Source organism: Streptomyces sp. ICC1 (genome assembly GCF_003287935.1).
GTDB classification, from domain to species: Bacteria; Actinomycetota; Actinomycetes; order Streptomycetales; family Streptomycetaceae; genus Streptomyces; species Streptomyces tritrimontium.
The window spans coordinates 6,362,502-6,379,364 of sequence record NZ_CP030287.1; the positions used below are offsets into that span (position 1 = coordinate 6,362,502).

A 16,863-nucleotide genomic window follows, 5' to 3' on the forward strand; every position below is an offset into this window, starting at 1 on the left:
CAGCGGGCTGCGGCCCGGGCCCCTGGGGCTCCGCCCCAGACCCCGCGCCTCAAACGCCGGCGGGGCTGGGACGGAGCGGGCCGCAGGCTAGTCCGCGGCCTGGAGGAGGTCTTCCAGCTGCTCCTCGCGGGCCTGTGCGGACACGAAGAGGAGCTCGTCGCCCGGCTCCAGGGTCTCCTCGCCGTGCGGCGTGAGCACCCGGTTGCCGCGGATGATCGTGACCAGCGAGGTGTCCTCGGGCCAGTCGATCTCGCTGATCTGCTTGCCCGCGACCTGGGAGTCGGCGGGCAGGGTCAGCTCGACCAGGTTGGCGTCGCCGTGGCTGAAGCGCAGCAGCCGTACCAGGTCGCCGACGCTGACGGCCTCTTCCACGAGCGCCGACATCAGGCGCGGAGTGGAGACGGCGACGTCGACGCCCCAGGACTCGTTGAAGAGCCATTCGTTCTTCGGGTTGTTCACGCGGGCCACGACCCGGGGGACCCCGTACTCGGTCTTGGCGAGGAGGGAGACGACCAGGTTGACCTTGTCGTCACCGGTCGCGGCGATGACCACGTTGCAGCGCTGGAGCGCCGCCTCGTCGAGCGAGGTGATCTCGCAGGCGTCGGCCAGCAGCCACTCGGCCTGCGGCACCCGCTCCACGGAGATGGCGGTCGGAGCCTTGTCCACGAGGAGCACCTCGTGGCCGTTCTCCAGCAGCTCTGCGGCGATGGAGCGGCCGACCGCGCCGGCTCCGGCGATCGCGACCCTCATGCGTGTGCCTCCTCAGGACCCTCGGCGAAGGACGCCTCCACCTTGTCGATCTCGTCCGTGCGCATCATCACGTGGACGAGGTCGCCCTCCTGCAGGACCGTCGCGGACGTCGGCAGCATGGCCTCGCCCAGCCGGGTGAGGAAGGCGACGCGGACCCCGGTCTCTTCCTGCAACTGGCTGACCTTGTGGCCGATCCAGGCGGTGGAGGTGTGCACCTCGGCGAGCTGGACACCGCCGCTCGGGTCGCGCCACAGCGGCTCGGCGCCCGACGGCAGCAGCCGGCGGAGCATCTGGTCGGCCGTCCACCGGACGGTCGCGACGGTGGGGATGCCCAGACGCTGGTAGACCTCGGCGCGCTTGGGGTCGTAGATGCGGGCGGCGACGTTCTCGACGCCGAACATCTCACGGGCCACTCGGGCGGCGATGATGTTGGAATTGTCACCACTGCTCACCGCGGCGAAGGCGCCCGCCTCCTCGATGCCGGCCTCGCGCAAGGTGTCCTGGTCGAAGCCGACTCCGGTGACGCGGCGGCCGCCGAAGGACGCCCCCAGCCGGCGGAATGCGGTGGGGTCCTGGTCGATGACCGCGACCGTATGCCCCTGCTGTTCCAGGGTCTGTGCGAGAGCGGAGCCCACTCTTCCGCAGCCCATAATGACGATGTGCACGGCCGTCCTTCCGGCTGTCAGCGGCTCGCTGGGTTCCAGCCTCATTGCTGCTCTGGCTTAACAGGGTCTCAGACCATGGCCCAAGCTACACACGGGCGGTCACCAGTGTGACCATTTGTGCGGGAGGCGGCGCTCCTTTGCCCTGGATGCGGTGCGACTTCCCGCCGTATAGGGGCCGTATAGGGGTGGGGGGTTCGTCAGGCCGATTTCGAACGCTTACGATCCTCTGCGTGTCCAAACTGACCGACGTGCCCAAACGGATCCTGATCGGCCGGGCGCTACGCAGCGACCGCCTCGGAGAAACGCTCCTCCCGAAGAGGATCGCCCTTCCTGTCTTCGCATCCGACCCACTTTCCTCCGTGGCATATGCTCCCGGCGAGGTCCTGCTGGTCCTGTCGATCGCAGGCGTGTCGGCGTACCACTTCAGCCCCTGGATCGCCCTCGCGGTCGTCGTGCTGATGTTCACGGTGGTCGCTTCCTACCGACAGAACGTCCACGCCTACCCCAGCGGCGGCGGTGACTACGAGGTCGCCAACACCAACCTCGGGCCCAGGGCCGGTCTCACCGTCGCGAGCGCCCTGCTCGTGGACTACGTCCTCACGGTCGCCGTGTCGATCTCCTCCGGAGTCGAGAACCTCGGCTCCGCCGTCGATTTCGTCATCGAGCACAAGGTGCTCTCCGCGATCGTCATGATTCTGCTGCTCACGCTGATGAATCTGCGCGGTGTGAAGGAATCCGGGAACCTCTTCGCCATCCCGACCTACGTGTTCGTCGGCGCCGTCTTCGTGATGATCGGGTGGGGCGCCTGGCGCGGCCTGGTCATGGGCGACACCATGGAGGCCCCGACGGCCGGCCTGGAGATCAAACCCGAACACCAGGGGCTCGCCGGCTTCGCGCTGGTCTTCCTGCTGCTGCGCGCCTTCTCCTCCGGCTGCGCGGCGCTGACGGGCGTCGAGGCCATCAGCAACGGCGTACCCGCCTTCCGCAAGCCCAAGAGCAAGAACGCGGCCACCACCCTCGCCCTCATGGGCGGCCTGGCGGTCGTCATGTTCTGCGGGATCATCGGCCTGGCCATGGCCACGAACGTCCGGATGGCCGAGAAGCCCGCCACCGACCTGTTGCAGAACGGCGTCCCGGTCGGCGACGGCTACGTCCAGAACCCGGTCATCTCCCAGGTCGCCGAGGCCGTCTTCGGCAACGGCAGCTTCCTGTTCATCGTGCTCGCCGCGGCCACCGCGCTCGTCCTCTTCCTCGCCGCGAACACCGCGTACAACGGCTTCCCGCTGCTCGGCTCGATCCTCGCCCAGGACCGCTACCTGCCGCGCCAGCTCCACACCCGCGGCGACCGGCTCGCCTTCTCCAACGGCATCGTGCTCCTCTCGGGCGCCGCGATACTGCTGGTCTGGATCTACGACGCCGACTCGACGAAGCTGATCCAGCTCTACATCGTCGGCGTCTTCGTCTCCTTCACGCTGAGCCAGATCGGCATGGTCCGGCACTGGAACCGCCACCTGCGCAGTGAGCGAGACCAGGCGGCCCGCCGCCGGATGCACCGCTCGCGGGCGATCAACACCTTCGGCGCCTTCTTCACCGGCATGGTGCTGGTCGTCGTCCTGGCGACCAAGTTCACCCACGGCGCCTGGGTCGCCCTGCTCGGCATGGTCATCTTCTACGGAACGATGACCGCGATCCGCAAGCACTACGACCGGGTCTCCGAGGAGATCGCCGCCGCCGAGGGCCCGAGCGACGACAGCGTGCGCCCCTCGCGGGTCCACTCCATCGTCCTGGTCTCCAAGGTCCACAAGCCCACCCTGCGCGCCCTGGCCTTCGCCAAGCTCACGCGCTCGGACCGGCTCGAGGCGCTCAGCATCAGCGTCGACCCGGTGGAGACCAAGGCGCTGCGCGAGGAGTGGGAGCGGCGCGGCATCAACGTTCCGCTCAAGATCCTCGACTCCCCGTACCGCGAGATCACCCGCCCGGTGGTCGAGTACGTGAAGGGCCTGCGCAGCGAGAACCCGCGCGACGCCGTCAGCGTCTACATCCCGGAGTACGTCGTCGGGCGCTGGTACGAGCACCTGCTGCACAACCAGAGCGCGCTGCGGCTCAAGGGCCGGCTGCTCTTCACCCCCGGTGTGATGGTCACCTCGGTGCCCTACCAGCTGGAGTCCTCGGAGCTCGCGAAGAAGCGGGCGAAGAAGCGGGCCGAGTGGAACGCCCCCGGCGCGGTGCGCCGCGGTCCGGTGGACACTCCGCGGCCGCGCCCGAAGGACACGGCGGGGAAGTAGCTCCCGCCCGCTCCCGCGCGCTGGGGCCCGCTCCCGCTCCGGCGTGGTGAACGGCCGGACGAGATCCACGTAAACTGGTGGGTCGGTCGTCCGGCCGTTCGGCGTTCACGCATGTCGCCTTCCTTACTTAGCCTTGGAGCCTCCCCACCATGACGGAGCAGAACGAGAAGCAGTCACTGGTCGGGGAGGAGTACGAGGTCGAGGTCGGCCCCGTCGCACACGGGGGCCACTGCATCGCCCGTACCGCCGAGGGCCGCGTCCTGTTCGTCCGCCACACCCTGCCCGGCGAGAAGATCATCGCCCGTGTGACGGAGGGCGACGCGGACTCCCGCTTCCTGCGCGCCGACGCCGTCACCGTTCTGGACCCCTCCAAGGACCGCACCCCGGCCCCGTGCCCGTACGCCGGCCCCGGCAAGTGCGGCGGCTGCGACTGGCAGCACGCCAAGCCGGGCGCCCAGCGCCGGCTCAAGGGCGAGGTCGTCGCCGAGCAGCTGCTGCGGCTCGCCGGCCTCACCCCGGAGCAGGCGGGCTGGGACGGCACGGTCATGCCGGCCGAGGGCGACAAGGTGCCGGCCGGGCAGGTCCCGCAGTGGCGCACCCGCGTGCAGTTCGCCATCGACGAGGACGGCCGCGTCGGCCTGCGCAAGCACCGCTCGCACGAGATCGAGCCGGTCGACCACTGCATGATCGCGGCGCCGGGCGTCAGCGAGCTCGGCATCGAGCAGCAGGACTGGCCCCAGATGGCCACCGTCGAGGCCATCGCCGCCACCGGCTCGGGCGACCGCCAGGTCGTCCTCACCCCCCGCCCGGGCGGCCGCCTCCCCCTGGTCGAGCTCGACAAGCCGGTCTCGGTCCTGCGCGTCGAGGAGAAGGACGGCGGGGTCCACCGCGTCCACGGCCGCCCCTTCGTGCGCGAGCGCGCGGACGGCCGCACCTACCGCGTCGGCATGGGCGGCTTCTGGCAGGTCCACCCGCAGGCCGCGGACACCCTGATCAAGGCCGTCATGCAGGGCCTGATGCCGCGCAAGGGCGAGATGGCCCTCGACCTCTACTGCGGCGTCGGCATCTTCGCGGGCGCCCTCGCGGAGCGCCTCGGCGAAACCGGCGCGGTGCTGGGCATCGAGTCCACGAAGCGCGCGGTCGAGGACGCCCGGCACAACCTGACCGACTTCCCGCGGGTCCGCATCGAGCACGGCAAGGTCGAGGCGATCCTCCCGAAGACCGGCATCACCGAGTGCGACCTGGTCGTCCTCGACCCGCCCCGCGCGGGCGCCGGCAAGCAGACGGTCCGCCAGGTGGCCGGCCTCAACCCGCGCCGCATCGCCTACGTGGCGTGCGACCCGGCGGCCCTGGCCCGCGACCTCGGCTACTTCAAGGAGGCGGGCTACAAGGTCCGCACCCTGCGCGCCTTCGACCTCTTCCCGATGACCCACCACGTGGAGTGCGTGGCGATCCTGGAGCGGGTGGCGAAGGACGCCTGACCCCGCGCGGCCACGGCCGTACTGTCGGCGCCGCGGTCCGCTCTCGCGGGGGCCACGGTGCGGCTGCCGCGCGGCCACGGGCACCTGCGGCTGCTGTGCACTTCTCGCAGGCGCTGCCGCCGGCTCAACGCGCTCCCCAAGGGGCCGCCGTTTCCTTCGCCGGGCCGGCGGGGACGGTGACGGGCTGGGGCTGGAGCACGTCCTCGCCGTAGAGGTCTTGGACCCAGGCGGTCTGGTAGACGGTTTCGAGGTAGCGCTCGCCGAGGTCGGGGGCGATGGCGACCGCCGTCACCGGCTGTTCCTGTTGGGCCAGCCATTGCGTGGCGCCGTTGACGACGGTGCCGGTGGAACCGCCGAAGATGAAGCCGTGGCGGGCCAGTTGATGACACGTGCGGATCGTCTCGGCTTCGTTGACGTGCACCACGTCGTCGACGTAAGAGGTGTCGAGGAGCGGGGGGCGGATGCTGGTGCCGAGGCCGGGGATCATGCGGCGACCGGGCGTGTGTCCGAAGGTGGCGGAGCCTTCCACGTCGATCGCGACGATGCGTACCGGGCGGTGCCAGGTGCGGAAGTAGCGGGCGCACCCCATCAGGGTCCCGGTGGTGCCGGCCCCGACGAAGAGGACATCGAGGTCGGGGAAGGCGCGGGCGATGGCCGGTGCGGTGGTGCGGTAGTGGGCGGTCTGGTTGTTGGGGTTCGTGTACTGGTTGAGCCATACGTAGCGGTCGTCGGAGGCGCACAGGGCGCGGACGTGGTCGATGCGGGCGCCGAGCAGGCCGCCGGTGGGGGAGGGCTCGGTGATGATGTGGATCTGGGTGCCGAGGGCTTCCAGGAGCAGCCGGGTCGCCAGGTTGCAGCGGGAGTCGGTCACGCACACGAACCGGTAGCCCTTGCTGGCCGCGATCATGCTCATCGCCACGCCGAGGTTGCCGGAGGATGATTCGACCAGGATGGAGCCGGGGGTGAGCAGGCCGTCGCGTTCCGCGGCCTCGACCATTGCGGTCGCGGCTTTGAGTTTGATGGACCCCGCGAAGTTGAATCCTTCGCATTTGAGGAACAGCCGGTTCCCGGTGATCGCCTCGAGGTCGATGTAGAGGTCGTCCTGGATGAATGCCTGGGGCGTGGATATGACCGGCACGGTTACCTCCCTGTCAGCGCTCACGGCGCCGTCTGGTGCCGCCGGCCCGTGTGGGGGCTGGGGCTGGGGGCGGCTCGGGGAAGACGTCGCCTGCTCCCACGTCTTCGGGACTCCTCCAGTACGCGGGCTGGCCGTGGTTCTGTCATGCCACCGAAAGTCGGGGCTTGACGCCGGCCGCCATCAGGGGTAGAGGCCGGGCGGCACGGCTCTCGGGTGACCGCCTGCGCCCGGCATGCCCGCAAGGCAGGGGGCGGCGGAGGCCGGCGCCGGCGGTCGCGTACCGCTGCGAATACGTGGTGTCAAGTCACGACATTCAGCGGCGTGACGGATATGTCCCTGCCGGGCTTACTGGAGGGGTGGCATCGCGAATCCACCCCTTGAACGCTTGTGGTCTCGATGCCGAAATGCACCTCCGGCAGCGGAATGCGAGGAGACCACATGAAATCCGCCCATGCCTGGACGGCCGGCCCGCCCGGCACCTCGACGCCTTCCGGCAGTACGCCCGAAGACGGGCCGCGTGGCACGTCCGGCGGCCCGGCGGCCGAGACCGCGCGGCTCCTCGCGGAGGTGCTGGCCGATGTCGTGGGTGTGGAGCAGGTGCCGGTCGACAGCAACTTCTTCGATGATCTGGGCGCCGATTCGATGGTGATGGCCGGGTTCTGCGCCCGGGTCAGGAAGCGGGCGGACCTGCTGCCCGTATCGATGAAGGACGTCTACCGGCATCCCACGGTCAACAGCCTCGCCTCCGCGCTCACCCACGCCGCGCTCGAGGCCTCCGCGCCCACCCGCACCGCGCCCGCGGCCTCGGGGCCCGTGCCCGTCCAGCCGTCTGTCCGTCCGGCCGTCCCGGCATCCGCGCCGGCGTCCGCTTCGGCGCGCGGCGTGGGGGCGCGGGCGGGCACCGGGCAGTACCTGCTGTGCGGAATGCTGCAGTTCCTGGCGTTCCTCGGCTATTCCTACCTCGCCGCCCTGGCCACGGTCCGAGGCTTTGAGTGGGTCGGCGCCGGCGCCGGTGTGCTCGACGTCTACCTGCGCTCCGTACTGGTGGGCAGCGCGGGCTTCGCCGGCGTGTGCATGGTGCCGATCGTGGCGAAGTGGACCCTCATCGGTCGTTTCACGCCCCGCGAGTTCCCCGTCTGGAGCCTCGGCTACGTACGCTGGTGGCTGGTCAAGACCTTGATCCGCGCAAGTCCGGTCCGCCTGTTCATCGGGTCGCCGGTGTACGTGGCGTACCTCAGGGCGCTGGGCGTGAAGATCGGGCGCAACGTAGCGATCTTTTCCACGCACATCCCCGTCTGCACCGATCTGCTCACGATCGGTGACGGAACGGTGATCCGCAAGGATGTGTTCTTCTCCTGCTACCGGGCGCACGACGGTTTCATCCAGACCGGCCCCGTCACCCTCGGTAGCGACGTCCTCGTCAGCGAACAGACCGTCCTCGACATCAACACCTCGATGGGCGACCGGGCCCAGCTCGGGCACGCCTCCAGTCTGCACGCCGGTCAGACCGTCCCCGCCGGCGAGCGCTGGCACGGGTCACCGGCCGAGCCCACCGGCACGAACTTCCGCACGGTCGGCGCCGTCGACTGCTCCACCGCCAGGAAGGTCCGCTACACCGCCGGGCAGCTCCTCGCCCTGCTGCTGGTCTATCTGCCGCTGGCCACGGGCGGCGTCACCGTGCTGCTGGCCGCACTGCCGCAGCTGAACACGTCACCGCTTCGATCCGGGACTTCGGCGTTCACCAGCGGGACGTTCTATCTGGGTGCGCTGGCCGCGTCCTTCGTGCTGTTCTTCGGCGCCGCTCTCGCCGGGCTGGTCATCCAGGGCGTGGTGCCGCGCCTGCTCAACCTGGCGGTCAAGCCGGACACGGTCTATCCGCTCTACGGCTTCCACTACGGTCTGCAGCGGGCCATCGCCCTCCTGACCAACAGGAAGTTCTTCAGGGAGCTTTTCGGGGACAGCTCCGCGATCGTCCACTACCTGCGCTATCTCGGCTACGACTTGTCCCGTGTCACACAGACGGGTTCGAACTTCGGTATCGAAGTGAAGCACGACAGCCCGTTCTTGACCTCGGTGGGCAGCAAGACGATGGTCGCCGACGGCCTGTCGGTCATCAACGCCGAATTCTCCAGCACGTCATTCAGGCTGTCCCGGGTCTCGATCGGCGCCGGCAGTTTCCTCGGCAACCAGATCGCCTATCCCTCGCGGGCCATGACCGGTGACAACTGTCTGCTGGCGACGAAGGTGATGGTCCCGGTCGACGGAGAGGTACGGGAAAACGTGGGCCTGCTGGGCTCACCCCCCTTCGCCATTCCCCGCACGGTGATGCGGGACACCCGGTTCCAGGACCTGGAGAGCGGCAGCGAGCTGCGCCGGCGCCTGGCCGCCAAGAACCGGCACAACGCCGTCACGGCGGGGCTGTACCTGATGGCGCGGTGGATCCACGTCTTCGTCATGACCCTCCTCGGCCTGGCCGCCGCAACCCTCTACCCCTCGCTGGGCGCGTCGGCGTTCGCGCTGGCCGGTGTCCTCACACTGCTGTTCACCGTCGTCCACTTCGCGTTGATCGAACGGGCCACCACCGGGTTCAAGGCCCAGAAGCCGCTGTACTGCTCGATCTACGAGCAGTCGTTCTGGCGGCACGAGCGCTTCTGGAAGATGGCGTCGGTCCATTACGCGCAGGTCTTCGACGGGACCCCGTTCAAGAACGTCGTCTGGCGGCTGTTGGGCGCGCGGATCGGCAAGCGGGTCTTCGATGACGGCTGCGCCTTCCCGGAGCGGACCCTCGTCACCATCGGGGACGACTGCACGCTGAACGCCGGCACGGTGGTCCAGTGCCACTCGCAGGAGGACGGCGCCTTCAAGTCCGACCGCACCGCGATCGCAGACGGCTGCACCCTCGGTGTCGGCGCGTTCGTCCACTACGGCGTGACGCTGGCAGACCGCGTCCAGCTCGCCTGCGACTCCTTCCTCATGAAGGGCGAGCAGGTCCCGCAGCGGGCCCGGTGGGCAGGGAACCCGGCCCGGCAGCTTCCCGACGGCACCCCGCCCTCCGCAACGCCGCCGGCGTCCCCGTCCGGCGCCGTACCCCTCCACCCCGACCCGCTCGGCGGCATCTGACACCCCACCACATCGTCGGTACCAGCACAGGAGAGAGACCCCTCATGGCACTCAACGCATCCACCAGCAGAGAGTTCTGGCACGGCGTCCTGGCCGCCGGCAGCGGCTTCACGCCCCTTCCGCGCTGGACCCGGGTGCCGGTGGCGGGCGTGGCCGAGTACGAGACGCCGGTCCCAGCCATCCAGGCGACAGCACTGCGCCGACTGGCAGAGGACCTGGCGGTACCGCTGGACTGCGTGCTGCTGACCGCCCACGCGAAGGTGCTGGCCGCGCTGAGCGGCGAACAGGAGGTCACCACCGGCTACGTCGCCGCCGTCGGCGGCCGGCCGCTGCCGTGCAGGCTGACGACCGGCCCCGGCTCATGGCGGACCCTGCTGCAGCACACCCGCCATGCCCTCGCGCAGGTGCTGGCCCACCAGGACTTCCCCGTCGAGGACCTCAAGCGCGAACTCGGCCTGGCCGAAGCGCTCTTCGAGACCGTGCTCGATCCCACCGGCATCGGCCGTGACCTCCCCGGCGCCGACGGCGAGCCGGCCCCGGACGGCAGTGACCTGGCCGCGGACACGGCGCTGTGGACGGGCATCGCCCACCACGACGACGGCCGGCTGACGCTGCGGCTGCGCTACCGCACCGACATCCTCGACGCGGACTGCGCCGCCCGGATCGCCGGATACCACCTGACCGTGCTCGACCTGATCGCCGCTGACCCGGATGCCGATCACGCGGACCAGAGCCTGGTGTCGGCCGAGGAGCTCCGTTTCCAGCTCCACGGCCTCGCCGGGCCGCGCCGAGAGCTGCCCGAGCGCCGGGTGCACGAGCTGTTCGAGCAGCGCGTACGGCAGCACCCGGACGCCGTCGCCGCCCAGCAAGGCGACCGGAAGTGGACCTACCAGGAGCTCAACGCCCGCGCCAACCGGCTGGCCCGCGCGCTGCGGTCCCGAGGACTGCACCGTGAAGGGGTGGTCGCGGTGGCAATGGAGAGGAACTTGGACTGGCTGGCCGCGGTCCTGGCCGTCTTCAAAGCCGGCGGCGCGTACCTGCCCATCGAGCCGCACCTGCCGGCCGAACGCATCACAGCCATGCTGGCCCGTGCCGGATGCGGGCTCGTGATGACCGGGCCGACCGGCGCCACCACCCTCCAGCCGGCCCTCGCCTCCCAGCCCGCGGTCCAGACGCTGTTCGTCGACACCGCCTACGGTCAGGAGCATTCCGGAACTGATCTCGGTATCGATGTCGCACCCGACCAGCTGGCCTACATCTACTTCACCTCCGGCTCGACGGGTGAGCCCAAGGGTGCGATGTGCGAACACCAGGGCATGCTCAACCACCTCTACGCCAAAATCGACGACCTCGAGATCGGCGAGGGGCAGGTGGTCGCCCAGATCGCGCCCCAGTGTTTCGACATCTCGCTGTGGCAGTTGCTCGCCCCCCTGCTGGTCGGCGGGCGGACGCTGCTGATCGAGCAGGAAGCGATCCTCGACGCCGCACGGTTCGTCGACACCGTTGCCCACGGCAAGGTCACCGTGCTGCAGGTCGTCCCCTCCTACCTCGACGTCGTCGTGTCCCATCTCGAGCAGCACCCCCGGACGCTGCCGGACCTGCGGTTCGTGTCGGTCACGGGTGAGGCGCTGAAGAGGGAACTCGCCCAGCGCTGGTTCACCGCCCAGCCCCACATCAAGCTCGTCAACGCCTACGGGCTGACCGAGACCAGCGACGACACCAACCACGAGGTCATGGACCGCACACCGGACACCGACCGGGTCCCGCTGGGCAGGCCGGTCAACAACGTGCACCTCTACGTCGTCGACGAGCACCTCAACCCGGTGCCGCTCGGAGCGCCCGGCGTGATCGCCTTCTCCGGGGTCTGCGTCGGCCGCGGCTACGTCAACGACCCCGAGCGCACCCGGCCGACGTACCTTGCCGACCCGCACCGTGAGGGCAGGCGCCTGTACCGCAGCGGCGACATCGGCCGCTGGCGGGCCGACGGCAAGCTGGAGTTCCTCGGCCGCCGCGACAACCAGGTCAAGATCCGCGGTTTCCGCATCGAGACCGGCGAGATCGAAAACACCCTGCTGCGAGCGCCCGGGGTCCGCGACAGCGCCGTGGTGGTCACCGAACGGCCCGACCACAGCACCCACCTGGTGGCGTTCTACACCGCCCCGCACCCGCTCGAAACCAGCATCCTGCTGGACCGGCTGGGCGCGTCACTGCCCGGGTACATGGTCCCCTCGGTCATCCACTGGCGGGAAAGCCTCCCGCTGACCGCCAACAGCAAGATCGACCGGAAGGCCCTGACGGCCCTGGCCGCGCGACTTCACGCCGCCGAGGACGAGGTCCCGGCGCCGAACACGCCCGCCGAACAGCGGCTGGCGGCCGCGTGGGCGAGCGTGCTCGGCATTGCGCAAGGCCGGATCGGCCGGCGCGACAACTTCTTCGACCGGGGCGGCACCTCCCTGTCGGCCGTAAGGCTCGCCATCACCCTGGACCGCGCCGTGTCCCCGGCAGACGTCGTCCGCCACCCCGTCCTCACCGATCTGGCCCGGTTCCTGGACACCGCATCCCACCGGCTCCCCACCGCGCAGCCGCCCTCCCCCTGATCCGTCCCTTATACACATCTGACGCTGCCGACGATCTACTCTTTCATCATCTCCGCCCCCACACAGAAGGAAAGACCCCCATCGTGACCGCATCGCGCGTACTCGTCCTCAACTCCGGCTCCTCGTCGGTGAAGTACCAGCTGCTCGACATGGCGGACGCCTCCCGCCTGGCGGTCGGCCTGGTGGAGCGCATCGGCGAGGAGACCTCGCGGCTCGTCCACGAGCCGCTGACCGGACCGGGCGCCGCCGGCGGCAAGCGCGAGCGGGTCGGGCCGATCGCGGACCACGAGGCCGCCCTCAAGGCCGTCGCGGCGGAGCTCGCCGCCGACGGGCTGGGCCTGGACTCCCCCGAACTCGCGGCCGTGGGCCACCGGGTGGTGCACGGCGGGACCAAGTTCACCCACCCGACGCTGATCGACGACGCGGTGCTGGCCGAGATCCGCGGCCTGATCCCGCTCGCGCCGCTGCACAACCCGGCGAACGTGACCGGCATCGAGGTGGCGCGCACGCTGCGCCCGGACCTGCCGCAGGTGGCGGTCTTCGACACGGCCTTCCACTCGACGATGCCGGAGCACGTGGCCCGGTACGCGATCGACGCGGCGACGGCGGACAAGTACTCCATCCGGCGGTACGGGTTCCACGGCACCTCGCACGCCTACGTCGCCCGGGCCACGGCCGTCCTCCTCGGCAAGCCCGAGGAGGACGTGAACGTGATCGTGCTGCACCTGGGCAACGGCGCCTCGGCGTCGGCCGTCCACGGCGGGGTCTGCGTGGAGACCTCGATGGGCCTGACCCCGCTGGAGGGGCTGGTCATGGGCACGCGCTCGGGCGATCTGGACCCGGCGGTCGTCTTCCACCTGGCGCGCGCGGGCGGGCTGTCGATCGACGAGATCGACTCGCTGCTCAACAAGAAGAGCGGTCTGCTGGGTCTGTGCGGAGACAACGACATGCGCGAGGTGCAGCGGCGCGCCGAGCAGGGCGACGCCTCGGCGCGCCTGGCGCTGGCCTCGTACATCCACCGGCTGAAGAAGTACATCGGCGCCTACTCGGCCGTGCTGGGCCGGGTGGACGCGGTGGCCTTCACGGCGGGCGTCGGCGAGAACTCCTCCTCGATCCGGGAGATGGCCCTGGCCGGCCTGGAGGAGCTGGGCCTCGCGCTCGATCTGGAAGCCAACGCCGCGCGGTCCCCGGAGCCGCGGCTGGTCTCCGCGGAGTACGCGCGGGTGGCCGTCGCCGTGGTCCCGACGGACGAGGAACTGGAGATCGCCAGCCAGGCGTACGCGCTGGTTACCGGTTAGTCACTTGGACTTTCCACCAGACGGAATATTCCGCTACGAAACAAACCGATAGGATCCGCTCCATGCGCCGTTCCAAAATCGTCTGCACGCTGGGCCCCGCCGTCGACTCTTACGAGCAGCTGAAAGCGCTCGTAGAGGCCGGTATGAACGTGGCCCGATTCAACTTCAGCCACGGCTCCCAGGCAGAGCACCAGGAGCGGTACGACCGCGTCCGGAAGGTTTCCGCGGACACGGGCCGTGCGGTCGGCGTCCTCGCCGACCTCCAGGGCCCGAAGATCCGCCTGGAAACCTTCGCCGAGGGTCCCGTCGAGCTCGTCCGCGGTGACGAGTTCACCATCACCACCGAGGACGTCCCGGGCGACAAGTCCATCTGCGGAACCACCTACAAGGGTCTGCCGGGCGACGTCTCCAAGGGCGACCAGATCCTGATCAACGACGGCAACGTCGAGCTCCGGGTGACCGAGGTCGAGGGCCCCCGGGTCCGGACCATCGTCATCGAGGGCGGTGTCATCTCGGACCACAAGGGCATCAACCTGCCGGGTGCCGCCGTCAACGTCCCCGCCCTGTCGGAGAAGGACGTCGACGACCTCCGCTTCGCCCTGCGGATGGGCTGCGACATGGTCGCCCTCTCCTTCGTTCGTGACGCCGACGACGTCAAGGACGTCCACAAGGTCATGGACGAGGTGGGCCGCCGGGTCCCCGTCATCGCCAAGGTCGAGAAGCCCCAGGCCGTCGCCAACATGGAGGGCGTCGTCGCCGCCTTCGACGCGGTCATGGTGGCCCGTGGCGACCTCGCCGTCGAGTACCCGCTCGAGAAGGTCCCGATGGTGCAGAAGCGCCTCGTGGAGATGTGCCGCCGCAACGCCAAGCCGGTGATCGTCGCGACCCAGATGATGGAGTCGATGATCACCAACTCGCGTCCGACGCGCGCGGAGGCGTCCGACGTCGCCAACGCGATCCTCGACGGCGCGGACGCGGTCATGCTGTCGGCCGAGTCCTCGGTCGGCGCCTACCCGATCGAGACCGTCAAGACGATGTCGAAGATCGTCGAGGCGGCCGAGGAGGAGCTCCTGTCCAAGGGCCTCCAGCCGCTGGTCCCGGGCAAGAAGCCCCGTACCCAGGGCGGCTCCGTCGCCCGCGCGGCCTGCGAGATCGCGGACTTCCTCGACGGCAAGGCCCTGGTCGCCTTCACCCACTCCGGTGACACCGCCCGCCGGCTCTCGCGCTACCGCGCGATCCAGCCCATCCTGGCCTTCACCACGGACGAGGGCACCCGCAACCAGCTCACCCTGAGCTGGGGCGTCGAGTCCTACGTCGTCCCGCACGTGGACAACACCGACTCCATGGTCGACCTCGTGGACGCCGAGCTGCTCAAGCTGGGCCGCTACAACACGGGCGACACCATGATCGTCACCGCCGGTTCGCCCCCCGGCGTCCCGGGCACGACCAACATGGTCCGCGTCCACCACCTGGGCGGCGGCGCCCGCGACTGACGTCGCCCGCGACCGCACCGCTTGAAACTCTGCCGCACAGAGACCGAGGGCGGCACCCCGGATCCACGAAGGATCCGGGGTGCCGCCCTCGGTGCGTGCGGCCGCGCGAGGCCGTACGCGCTTACTCGGCCGGGCCGATGTAGTTCTTGAGGCCCGGCACGGTCAGGGTGCCGCCGAACTGGCCGGCCTGGACGACCTTGGCATTCGTGAAGAACGCGAAGGGGACGTTCAGCGGCGGCGGGCTGTCCGGGGTGAACTCGATCGGGATCAGCCCGAAGAGGTTGCCCGTGAGGCTCTCGGTGTACATCGTCACCTTGGCCCCGCGGATCTTCGAGGTCGAACCCGGACGGGACTTCAGGTGCGCGACCTGGGAGCCCTTGCCGACCGTCTGGTACAGGTCCTTGATGTCCAGCGAGTCCGCCGTGAACTTCAGGACCTTCTTGGTCTTGCCGCCCGCCGTCTTCACCTCGACGATGCCCTCGTAGTCCAGGCCGTAGAGGGTCAGCAGCGAGCTGTCGAGGTACCAGGGCTCGTCGGGGAGGAGCGGGATGCCCTGCTCCAGCTCGGCGTCGGCCAGGGCCTTGGCGTCGTGGGTCGGGCAGGGGAAGGGCTGCTTCCCGTCCGCGTCCTTCCCGTCCGACGCCTTGTCCTTGTCCTTGTCCTCAGCCTTGTCCTCGTCCTCGGCGCCGCCGGTCTCGTCCTTCGGCGTGGCCTCGGTGTCCTTGACCTCGTCGGAGAGCTCCGAGACCTCGGCGCCCGCCCGCTTCGCGGCGTCGCGGATCGCGTCCGCGGCCGGGTCCGGCGCGGTGGCCGCGGGCTTGTCCGCCGGCTTCGGGGCCGTCGGGGCGGGCGTGGTCGGGGCGGGCGCGTCGGGATCGTTGCGCAGCGGCTTGCCGAGCTCGTCGAAGAAGCCCTTGATCGCGTCGCCGACGCCCAGCGGGTCCAGCGGGTTGGTGGCCTTGGCCGCCGCGGCGGGTGCCGCCGGAGCCTCGGCCTGCTGGGCGGCCGGCTTCTCGGCGGGCTTGTCCGTGGGCTTCGCCGCCGGCTTGGACGCCGAGGGGCTGGCAGTCGGGGAAGGCACCGCGGTGGGCGACTTGCCCGGTGAGGGCGTCGTCTCCGGGGTCTTCGAAGGGGTCTTGGACGGGGTCTTGGAAGGCGTCTTCGACGGCGACGGGGAGGCGGACTCCGCGGGCTCGTCGGACCGCGTCACGCACGGTCCGGGCGCGAAGGGGATCTCCTTTTCGTCGGCCACGGCCAGCTTCGGCGCCATTCCCATGCCGACGAAGACCGCGGTCGGCATCGCCGCCAGCGCCATCGTCTTGCCGACGGGTATGTGGAACTTGGTCAGCAGCGACTTCCTGGGCGCCGCGTGGCGCGGGCCCTTCCTCTCACGGGACTCCGCACCCGGGGCCTCGCCCCGCTGCGTTTCGTCACCCCGCACTGTTCCTCCCGCCATCGGCATGGGCAGTCGTCTCGCTCGCGTATGCCGTTTCCGTCGCACGGGGGCCCGGGATGCCCTGGGGGCCCGCCATCGCCTCGGTCTTGCCGAAGTCCACGGCCTGAGCCGTGTTCCCGGTGTCCGTCTCGTCCGCCGGCTTGCCCGGAACCCAGGCCAGCGCGAGACCGCCGCCGACCAGGGCGGGGATGAGGCCCAGACCGAAGCCGCCGAGGTTCGACACCGGCAGGGACACGAGCCCCAGCAGGATCGAGGCGACGCCCGCGAAGATCCGTACGCCCTGCTGGAACCAGAGCGTCAGCCCCAGCGTGATGAGGAGGACACCGATGATCAGCGAACCGGCACCGGCCGTCGTCGCCATCGCGATGGTGACGTTGCCGAGCCGGACGTCCGCGTACGGGAAGTACGCGATGGGAAAACCGGCGATGAGCGTGACCAGTCCGGCCCAGAAGGGGCGGTGACCGCTCCACGCATGGAAGCGGTAGTACACCATCGTGAGCCAGGCGTCGTCTTCGGCGCGCACGTAAACCGGGGCCTGGGGGTTCATGGACAACAGCTCCCTGGAAACGGGTGGTACTGA

At 70.0% G+C, this 16,863-nt stretch carries 11 protein-coding genes; 6 read left to right on the forward strand and 5 right to left on the reverse strand.

All coding sequences use genetic code 11. The annotated features are described in order from the left end of the window. Nucleotides 1-87: 87 nt before the first annotated feature. Both DRB96_RS29930 and DRB96_RS29935 read right to left on the reverse strand, forming a co-directional pair. Nucleotides 88-750 (reverse strand): TrkA family potassium uptake protein, encoded by a 663-nt coding sequence (locus DRB96_RS29930; protein WP_112451271.1) that lies wholly within the window; start codon nt 748-750, stop codon nt 88-90. After that, nucleotides 747-1,415 carry a TrkA family potassium uptake protein gene (locus DRB96_RS29935; protein WP_112451272.1) on the reverse strand — a complete coding sequence of 223 codons (669 nt, stop codon included), beginning with the start codon at nt 1,413-1,415 and terminating at the stop codon, nt 747-749. The genes DRB96_RS29930 and DRB96_RS29935 overlap by 4 nt, the downstream gene beginning before the upstream one ends. A gap of 230 nt (nt 1,416-1,645) precedes the next feature. On the opposite strand from DRB96_RS29935, the gene DRB96_RS29940 reads away from it, so the two are divergent. Both DRB96_RS29940 and DRB96_RS29945 read left to right on the forward strand, forming a co-directional pair. Then, nucleotides 1,646-3,700 carry an APC family permease gene (locus DRB96_RS29940; protein ID WP_112451273.1) on the forward strand — a complete coding sequence of 685 codons (2,055 nt, stop codon included), beginning with the start codon at nt 1,646-1,648 and terminating at the stop codon, nt 3,698-3,700. A gap of 149 nt (nt 3,701-3,849) precedes the next feature. Next, on the forward strand, nt 3,850-5,181 hold the full coding sequence (locus DRB96_RS29945; RefSeq protein ID WP_112451274.1) for a TRAM domain-containing protein: 1,332 nt from the start codon (nt 3,850-3,852) through the stop codon (nt 5,179-5,181). A gap of 124 nt (nt 5,182-5,305) precedes the next feature. Here the strand turns inward: DRB96_RS29945 and sbnA are convergent, their stop codons facing one another. Beyond that, nucleotides 5,306-6,319: a 2,3-diaminopropionate biosynthesis protein SbnA gene (sbnA, locus tag DRB96_RS29950; protein WP_112451275.1), complete on the reverse strand. Its 1,014-nt coding sequence runs from the start codon at nt 6,317-6,319 to the stop codon at nt 5,306-5,308. A 438-nt stretch (nt 6,320-6,757) separates the two neighbouring features. Here sbnA and DRB96_RS29955 point away from each other — a divergent pair, with 438 nt between their 5' ends. The 4 genes from DRB96_RS29955 (at nt 6,758) to pyk (ending at nt 14,827) form a co-directional block, all read left to right on the forward strand. Beyond that, entirely contained in the window at nt 6,758-9,439 is a 2,682-nt protein-coding gene (locus tag DRB96_RS29955) for a Pls/PosA family non-ribosomal peptide synthetase (RefSeq protein WP_204357847.1), read from the forward strand. 44 nt (nt 9,440-9,483) lie between these two features. Continuing rightward, entirely contained in the window at nt 9,484-12,036 is a 2,553-nt protein-coding gene (locus tag DRB96_RS29960) for a non-ribosomal peptide synthetase (protein ID WP_112451276.1), read from the forward strand. Nucleotides 12,037-12,119: 83 nt separating this feature from the next. Then, nucleotides 12,120-13,334 (forward strand): acetate kinase, encoded by a 1,215-nt coding sequence (locus DRB96_RS29965; protein ID WP_112451277.1) that lies wholly within the window; start codon nt 12,120-12,122, stop codon nt 13,332-13,334. 62 nt (nt 13,335-13,396) lie between these two features. After that, the gene (gene pyk, locus DRB96_RS29970; protein ID WP_112451278.1) at nt 13,397-14,827 is read left to right on the forward strand and encodes a pyruvate kinase; all 1,431 of its coding nucleotides are present in this window, start codon (nt 13,397-13,399) and stop codon (nt 14,825-14,827) included. A gap of 121 nt (nt 14,828-14,948) precedes the next feature. Here the strand turns inward: pyk and DRB96_RS29975 are convergent, their stop codons facing one another. Both DRB96_RS29975 and DRB96_RS29980 read right to left on the reverse strand, forming a co-directional pair. Further along, a complete protein-coding gene (locus DRB96_RS29975) occupies nt 14,949-16,268 on the reverse strand; it encodes a hypothetical protein (RefSeq protein ID WP_112451279.1) in 1,320 nt (439 codons plus the stop codon). Then, nucleotides 16,258-16,830, reverse strand: coding sequence for a DUF6114 domain-containing protein (locus tag DRB96_RS29980; protein ID WP_112451280.1), 573 nt, complete (start codon nt 16,828-16,830; stop codon nt 16,258-16,260). Before DRB96_RS29980 ends, DRB96_RS29975 begins: the two co-directional genes overlap by 11 nt. Nucleotides 16,831-16,863 lie beyond the last annotated feature (33 nt).